The 6,443-nt window shown below is 58.4% G+C and carries 7 protein-coding genes; 2 read left to right on the top strand and 5 right to left on the bottom strand.

Features of this window, described 5'->3' with window-relative positions; genetic code table 11:
* Positions 1 to 142: 142 nt before the first annotated feature.
* Together BN1125_RS15980 and fabR are read right to left on the bottom strand one after the other, a co-directional pair.
* Entirely contained in the window at positions 143 to 505 is a 363-nt protein-coding gene (locus tag BN1125_RS15980) for a YijD family membrane protein (protein WP_042013444.1), read from the bottom strand.
* A complete protein-coding gene (fabR, locus tag BN1125_RS15975) occupies positions 498 to 1,145 on the bottom strand; it encodes an HTH-type transcriptional repressor FabR (RefSeq protein WP_042013443.1) in 648 nt (215 codons plus the stop codon). Before fabR ends, BN1125_RS15980 begins: the two co-directional genes overlap by 8 nt.
* 146 nt (positions 1,146 to 1,291) lie before the next feature.
* Between fabR and BN1125_RS15970 the strand changes: the two genes are divergently transcribed.
* The gene (locus tag BN1125_RS15970; protein WP_042013441.1) at positions 1,292 to 2,422 is read left to right on the top strand and encodes a fatty acid desaturase; all 1,131 of its coding nucleotides are present in this window, start codon (positions 1,292 to 1,294) and stop codon (positions 2,420 to 2,422) included.
* Between the two features lie 329 nt (positions 2,423 to 2,751).
* Here BN1125_RS15970 and BN1125_RS19160 read toward each other — a convergent pair whose 3' ends face one another.
* A complete protein-coding gene (locus tag BN1125_RS19160) occupies positions 2,752 to 2,895 on the bottom strand; it encodes a hypothetical protein (protein ID WP_162182404.1) in 144 nt (47 codons plus the stop codon).
* Positions 2,896 to 3,082: 187 nt separating this feature from the next.
* Here BN1125_RS19160 and BN1125_RS15965 point away from each other — a divergent pair, with 187 nt between their 5' ends.
* Positions 3,083 to 3,709 (top strand): lysoplasmalogenase, encoded by a 627-nt coding sequence (locus tag BN1125_RS15965; RefSeq protein ID WP_042013440.1) that lies wholly within the window; start codon positions 3,083 to 3,085, stop codon positions 3,707 to 3,709.
* A gap of 77 nt (positions 3,710 to 3,786) precedes the next feature.
* On the opposite strand, the gene BN1125_RS15960 is transcribed toward BN1125_RS15965, so the two are convergent.
* Together BN1125_RS15960 and BN1125_RS15955 are read right to left on the bottom strand one after the other, a co-directional pair.
* Positions 3,787 to 5,340 carry a DHA2 family efflux MFS transporter permease subunit gene (locus tag BN1125_RS15960; protein WP_042013438.1) on the bottom strand — a complete coding sequence of 518 codons (1,554 nt, stop codon included), beginning with the start codon at positions 5,338 to 5,340 and terminating at the stop codon, positions 3,787 to 3,789.
* On the bottom strand, positions 5,340 to 6,392 hold the full coding sequence (locus BN1125_RS15955) for an HlyD family secretion protein (protein WP_042013437.1): 1,053 nt from the start codon (positions 6,390 to 6,392) through the stop codon (positions 5,340 to 5,342). The genes BN1125_RS15960 and BN1125_RS15955 overlap by 1 nt, the downstream gene beginning before the upstream one ends.
* Positions 6,393 to 6,443: the final 51 nt, after the last annotated feature.

Genomic DNA, 6,443 nt, shown 5'->3' with positions numbered 1-6,443 from the left:
TGATGTTATTGGCTGATCGGCATGATGTTATTAGCCACATGGTCATACAGGATTTATCAGGTTAAAGAGGCCTTCCCGTTGGGAAGGCCTCTTTTCATGGTCTCGTTGTCGATAAGGTGATTGCCATCACGCTATCGGTTGATCAGGGCTGCTTCTTGCCAATGCTCAGACCCAGCTTGATGGAGAGGGCGGCCAGTAGCAGCAGCATCATGATTAGGGAGAAGAAGTTGCTGCCGAGTTCCGGGTATTGCACCTTGAGCAGCGCGGAGTGGCCGAAGATACCGATAAAGAAGCAGAGCAGGGTGCAGATGGGGATATTGCCCACCATGGGTTCATGGCGATAGTGCTGGAACTGCTGATAGGCCGCCAGCCAGAGGGCAATCAGCGGAAAGAAGGAGAACGGCACGACCGAATTGGTCAGCATGGCCAGAGAGGCATCGCCACAGATACCAATCAGCATGGCCATGACGAGCGGTTTTTTGGGGATCATAAGCTGTTCAGACATGTCGTTCTCCATCCTGTGGTAATGGGTGAGGTTCACGGCGCTTCTGGTTTTGCACCTCGGCGCCCATCGCGATCATCCGCAGTTGGCGAATTGTACGGTCGGAGAGTGCCCGGCACTCTTCGCTGGTCATGTCGAGCGCATCGGCACCGGCACTGAATACAATGGTGACCATGGCTTCGGCCTGGATGTAGGCATCTTCCCGGGGCGCTCGAGTCGTCGCTTCGAGGTAGTCGGTCAGCTCGGCGATGAAGTGCTGGATCTCGCGAGCCACCGCCTGACGAAACGCGGCCGAGGTGCCGGAGCGTTCCCGTAGCAGCAGGCGGAAGATGTTTGGGTTGTTCTCGACGAACTCCATAAAGGTCTGTACCGAGGTGCTAATGACACTGCCGCCACCGGCGATGCGCTGGCGCGCCTGGCGCATCAGTTGGCGCAGGGTGAGACCCCCTTCGTCAACCAGGGTCAGGCCCAGCTCTTCCATGTCGCTGAAGTGGCGATAGAAAGAGGTGGGGGCGATACCCGCTTCACGGGCAACTTCCCGCAGGCTGAGGTTGGAGAAACTTCGGTTAGCGCACAGTTGGCTGAATGCAGCATCAATCAATGTACGCCGAGTTTTTTCTTTTTGTTGAGCGCGAATACCCACGAAATCAGTCACCTTCAGCTTAACGAGGCCAAATGATAACCCGAAGGCGCCTTCGGATCAGGTTTGTATCCTACTTTTTACCATTGACCATGGCGAAGTTGCCATGGAAAATGGCGAACAGCTGTTCGCTGAAAGGATGCAAGAAGATGGCTAGACCTCCGATTATTATCACCAATACCCTGTTGTTCTCCCTCTCTGGGGTGGTCGCACTGGTTGCTGTGCCCTGGTATGGCATGAGCCACGGTTACGATATCTGGCAGTGGGGCAGCTTCCTGCTGCTGTTCTGTTTGAGTGGTTTATCCATCACCGCGGGTTATCACCGTCTCTGGTCACACAAGGCTTATAAGGCGCACCCTGTGTTGCAGGGGTTATTTGCCTTCGGCGGCGCATTGGCGTTACAGAATTCGGCGTTGCATTGGGCTGCCGACCATCGTCGTCATCACCGCCATGTGGATGACAACGATAAGGACCCCTACAGTGCCGAGCGCGGTTTCTGGTACTCCCATATTGGCTGGATGTTGCGGGAGTATCAGGGAGAGGCGTATGGCGATTACAGCAATGTACGGGACCTGCATAATAACTCCGTGGTCGCTTTTCAGCATCGCCACTATCTGATGTTGGCGCTGGGGGCCAACCTGGGGCTGCCGCTGCTGCTTGGCCTGTGGCACGGTGACCTGCTCGGCATGCTGCTGCTGGCAGGGGTGTTGCGGATGGTGATGACTCACCACACCACCTTCTTTATCAATTCACTGGCACATATCTGGGGCAGTCAGCCTTATACCGACCGTAACTCGGCGCGCGACAACGGCATTTTGGCCTTTTTTACCTTTGGCGAGGGGTACCACAACTTTCACCACCTATTCGAGCATGATTACCGCAACGGCATTCACTGGTGGCAGTTCGATCCGACCAAGTGGTTGATCCGGCTCGCCTCCTGGTGTGGCTTGGCGGCAGACCTTCGTTCTGCGCCGGAAGAGCGGATTGAACTGGCGAGGCTGGAGATGCAGTTGAAACGGGCCCAAGCGCAACTCTGCAAACAGGATGATCGCGAGTTGTGGCAAGCACTGTTGCAGGAGGAGTATGCGAAGTTGAGCCAGCAGCTGCAGCATTACTACGCCAGTCGCAAACGACTGCTGGAGCTGCGCAAACGCAAAGCGCTGGCCCGTTATGATCGGCTCAAGCTGCAACTGGAGTATCGATCTCTAAGAGACGGCTTCATCACTGGTAAGCGTAACTGGAGCCGTCTGCTGGCTGGCATCACTACCCGGGCAGCCTAGCTGGATGAAAAAGAAGACCGCCGTCAGGCGGTCTTCTTTTGTGTAGTGGAGACTGCAGGTTGTTTGCTACCCGGGTCGATCCTGTTCTTGTCGCAGGCTCAGAGTTTGCCGCTCCAGTGGGCTCAGTCCCAGCTGTTCACAGGCCCGCTCAACGCTGATCCCCGGGTGGCACATCATGATGTCAATAACGGGAGGGCTAGTTAGCTTGGCTCTGCTGTTGTTGCAACTGATCCCGTGCCTGTTGCTCCTGCTGGCTGAGACCCAACTGTTCGCAGGCCTGCTCAAAGCCGATCCCCGGATGGCACATCATGATGTCAATAACGGGAGGGCTAGTTGGCTTGGCTCTGCTGTTGTTGCAATTGATCCAGTGCCTGTTGCTCCTGCTGGCTGAGACCCAGCTGTTCGCAGGCCTGCTCAAAGCTGATCCCCAGATGGCACATCATGATATCGATGGCGGGCAGATAGTTTTTCATAGCTTCTTCCATGGTGATCCTTCAGACCCGTCACTTATGCCCTGAACCACTCGGGGCGGCAATTAGACTTTAGGCTTAGTCTGTCCATTTGATAAGCACCCCTGCCACTGGGGGAGGGAATTTGTTACCCTGCACCATGATAAAAACGGTTGCCGTATGACTGCGAGCAACAGGTGAGGAGCAGGGCATGTTATTGAGTTTCTTGATCATCGCTTCAGGTTGGTGGCACATCCGTGCGGCCTACGGTTCAGACAGCCGCCAGTTCTATATCAGCAAGCCGCTGACCATGCTGCTTATCATCGCGTTGGCGTTTGGCTACCAGAGTTATGACCACGATGGTTCACACGCCTGGATCCTGCTCGGCCTCTGCCTCTCGCTGGCGGGCGATGTGCTGCTGATGTTGCCAAGCGATCGCTTCATTCAGGGGTTAGCGGCATTTCTTGTCGCGCATCTCTGCTATATCGTCGGTTTTGCCCAAGGGCCATTGCTGCTCAATCTGGTGGATGGTTTGCTGCTGTTGCTGATCGCCGGCATGGTATTCGGCCTGCTGTGGGGCAAGCTGGGGGAGATGCGGATCCCGGTCTTCTGCTACATGCTGGTGATCATCGGCATGGCCTGGGTGGCTGCCGGTGCCTGGCACGCTTCTCTTACCGCCGGTTCTGCCGCCGCTCTGGTGGGGGCACTGATGTTCCTCTTCTCCGACAGCATGCTGGCGCTCGATCGTTTCCGCCGCCCCTTTCCCCACGCCAGCGCCTGGGTGATGAGCAGCTACTTCGCCGCGCAATTCCTGATTGCGGGATCGTTGGCGGGATAACAGCAAGTTATTGATTACAGCTAACAGATAAAGAAAAACGGGCGTTTGCCCGTTTTTGGTTTTATATCCCGAGAGCGTCAAGCCTCTAGCGGTTCGGCATCCGCTGCCCGTGGGGCGGGGGATTTGAGCAACAGCATCAGGCCGCTGGCGATCAGCAGGAAGATCCCCATGATGTAGAACACTTGGTTATAGGCCATGATGGCCGCCTCCCGGTTGATGGTATTGGCCAGCATGGCTCGCGCTTGCTGTTGGGCAATCTCGGGGCCTGAGCCCTGCGCCATCATGCTCTGGGCCAGTTGCAGCAGATAGCTCTGTCCCTCTATGCTGCTGGCGGCCAGGGTGCTGCTGATCTGCGCTACATGGGTGCGGGTATCGTTGTCGAGCAGGGTGGCGATGATGGCGATACCAAAGGCACCCCCCAGATTACGCAGCACGTTGAGCAGGGTCGAGGAGGAGGGGATCTCGTCATGGGTCAGGCTGGCGGTGGCCACCAGTGACAGCGGCACCATGATGAAGGGTTGCCCCAGCGCCCGCACGATGAGCGAATGGATCAGCTGCGGCCCGGCGTAGTCGGCACTCATGTTGACGTTCATGAAGCAGCTGACGGCGAAGATAAGGAAGCCGAAGCTCACCAGATAGCGCGGGTCTATCTTGTGGGTCAGTTTGGGCACCAGCGGTAGCACCAGCAGTTGCGGCAGCCCCATCCACATCAGTACCTCGCCGATCTCCAGCGCGTTGTAGTTGTGGATCTGGGTCATGTAGAGCGGCAGCACATAGATGGAGCCCATCAGCGCCATGCCGAGGATCAGATAGGCGAAGCAGGCCAGCGCGAAGCGCGGGTTGTGCAGCAGCCGCAGATTGACCAGCGGGTGACGGCGGATCAACTGGCTGATGACAAAGAACACCAGCGCCACCGCCGAGATGACCGCCAGTCGCATGATGAAGCTTGAGCCGAACCAGTCCTCCCGGTTGCCCTCCTCCAGCACCACCTCCAGCAAGCCGAGGCCGAGCGCCATGGTGATGATGCCGATGAGATCCACCTGCTTGATCACCGCCCAGTCCACCGGTTTCTTGTCCAGCCCGTGGGCCAGCATGGCCATCACCAGCAATCCTGGCGGCACATTGAGATAGAAGATGTAGTGCCACGACATCTGCTCGGTCAGCCAGCCGCCGAGGGTTGGGCCGATGGCGGGGGCGAAAGTGGCGCAGAGGCCGAACAGCGCCATGCCGGTGGCCCGCTTCTGGAGCGGCAACAAGGTCACGATGAGGGAGAAGGCCATCGGGATCAGTGCGCCGCCGGTAAAGCCCTGCAAGGCCCGAAAGACGATCATGCTGGTGAGGTTCCAGCTGAATGAGCAGAGCACGGAGGCGACAATAAAGGCGCCGGTGGTCCAGAGCAGGTAGCGGCGCACGCTCAGCCCTCGACTCAGCCAGCCGCTCAGGGGGATGGCGATCATCTCTGCCACCAGATAGGAGGTGGAGATCCAGGAGCTTTCGCTCAGGGTAGCCGACAGCGCCCCCTGAATGTCTTTCAGGGAGGCATTGGTGATCTGGATATCGAGGATGGCCATGAAGGCGCCGATAAGGCCCCCCATGACCGCGATCCAGTTGCGACGTGGAATGGGTTCCATCAGTTGGCAGCAACCACGGGATCAGGAGTGCGGGTATCCACGATCACTTCGGTAGAGAGACCCGGCAGCAGCTTGCCTGCCAGCGGGCCTGGCTCGGGGATGCGGATCTTGACCGGTACCCGCTGCACGATTTTGGTGAAGTTGCCGGTGGCATTCTCCGGTGGCAGCAGGGCGAACTTGGCGCCGGTGGCCGGGGCCAGGCTGTCGATGATCCCCTCGACCGGTTGATCCGGATAGGCATCGAGCACCACTTCGACCTTCTGGCCCGGCTGCATATGGGCGAGCTGGGTCTCCTTGAAGTTGGCCTCGACCCACACCTGTTGCAGCGGTACCAGGCTGGCGACCTGCATACCGGACTGGACGTAGAGCCCTTCCCGCAGGCTGCGCTTGCCGATGATGCCGTCGGCAGGCGCCCGCAGTTCGGTGTAACCCAGCTCCAGTCTGGCCTGATCCAGCTGGGCTTCGCTCAATGCCAGCTTGGCCAAGTTCTGTTTGCGCTCGGCATCCAGTACCAGCAGTCGCTCACGGGCCGCCTGCAGGGCGGCTTTGGCCTCCCGAGCTTGCGCCTGATTGACCTGCAGGCCGGCACGCACCTCGTCCAGACTGTCTTGCGAGCTGTAGTGGCGCTGGTTGAGCTGACTGATCCGGTTGACCTGCTGGCTGGCGCGCAGCTGTTCGGCATTGGCGGAGGCGACCTTGGCCTCGGCCTGCTGGATCAGGCTCAGTTGTTGGGTGCGCGTGGCGGCCAGATTCTCGGCCGTCGCCTGATTGAGGCGCAGGTCGGCTTCGGCCTCCGCGACCCTGGTTTTGTATTCGCGATCATCGAGACGGGCGATCAGCTGGCCCGCTTTGACCGGCTGGTTGTCGGTGACCAGCACTTCGCGGATATAGCCGGGCAGCTTGGAGCTGATCCCGGTCACTTCACTTTGCAGATAGGCGTTGTCGGTGCTTTCAAAATAGCGGCCGTGAAGATACCAGTAACCGGCGAGCAGCAGACCGAGCAGCGCCAATATCATGGCTGCCAGCAGGGGAATTTTTTTGTGTTGACTCATTTTTGTGATTCCTGAACTTAAGGGGCGCAGGCTAACACTGGTCAACTGTTT

This window comes from Aeromonas fluvialis, assembly GCF_000819885.1.
Taxonomy (GTDB): Bacteria; Pseudomonadota; Gammaproteobacteria; order Enterobacterales; family Aeromonadaceae; genus Aeromonas; species Aeromonas fluvialis.
The sequence above is the reverse complement of the archived record's forward strand: the minus strand, read 5'-3'. Positions and strand labels throughout refer to the sequence as shown.

Bases quoted from the DNA above. Each gene is read 5' to 3' on its own strand.
- BN1125_RS15965 (WP_042013440.1), top strand. From the start codon at position 3,083: ATGTTATTGAGTTTCTTGATCATCGCTTCAGGTTGGTGGCACATCCGT.
- BN1125_RS15955 (WP_042013437.1), bottom strand. From the start codon at position 6,392: ATGAGTCAACACAAAAAAATTCCCCTGCTGGCAGCCATGATATTGGCG.
- BN1125_RS15960 (WP_042013438.1), bottom strand. From the start codon at position 5,340: ATGGAACCCATTCCACGTCGCAACTGGATCGCGGTCATGGGGGGCCTT.
- BN1125_RS19160 (WP_162182404.1), bottom strand. From the start codon at position 2,895: ATGAAAAACTATCTGCCCGCCATCGATATCATGATGTGCCATCTGGGG.
- BN1125_RS15980 (WP_042013444.1), bottom strand. From the start codon at position 505: ATGTCTGAACAGCTTATGATCCCCAAAAAACCGCTCGTCATGGCCATG.
- BN1125_RS15970 (WP_042013441.1), top strand. From the start codon at position 1,292: ATGGCTAGACCTCCGATTATTATCACCAATACCCTGTTGTTCTCCCTC.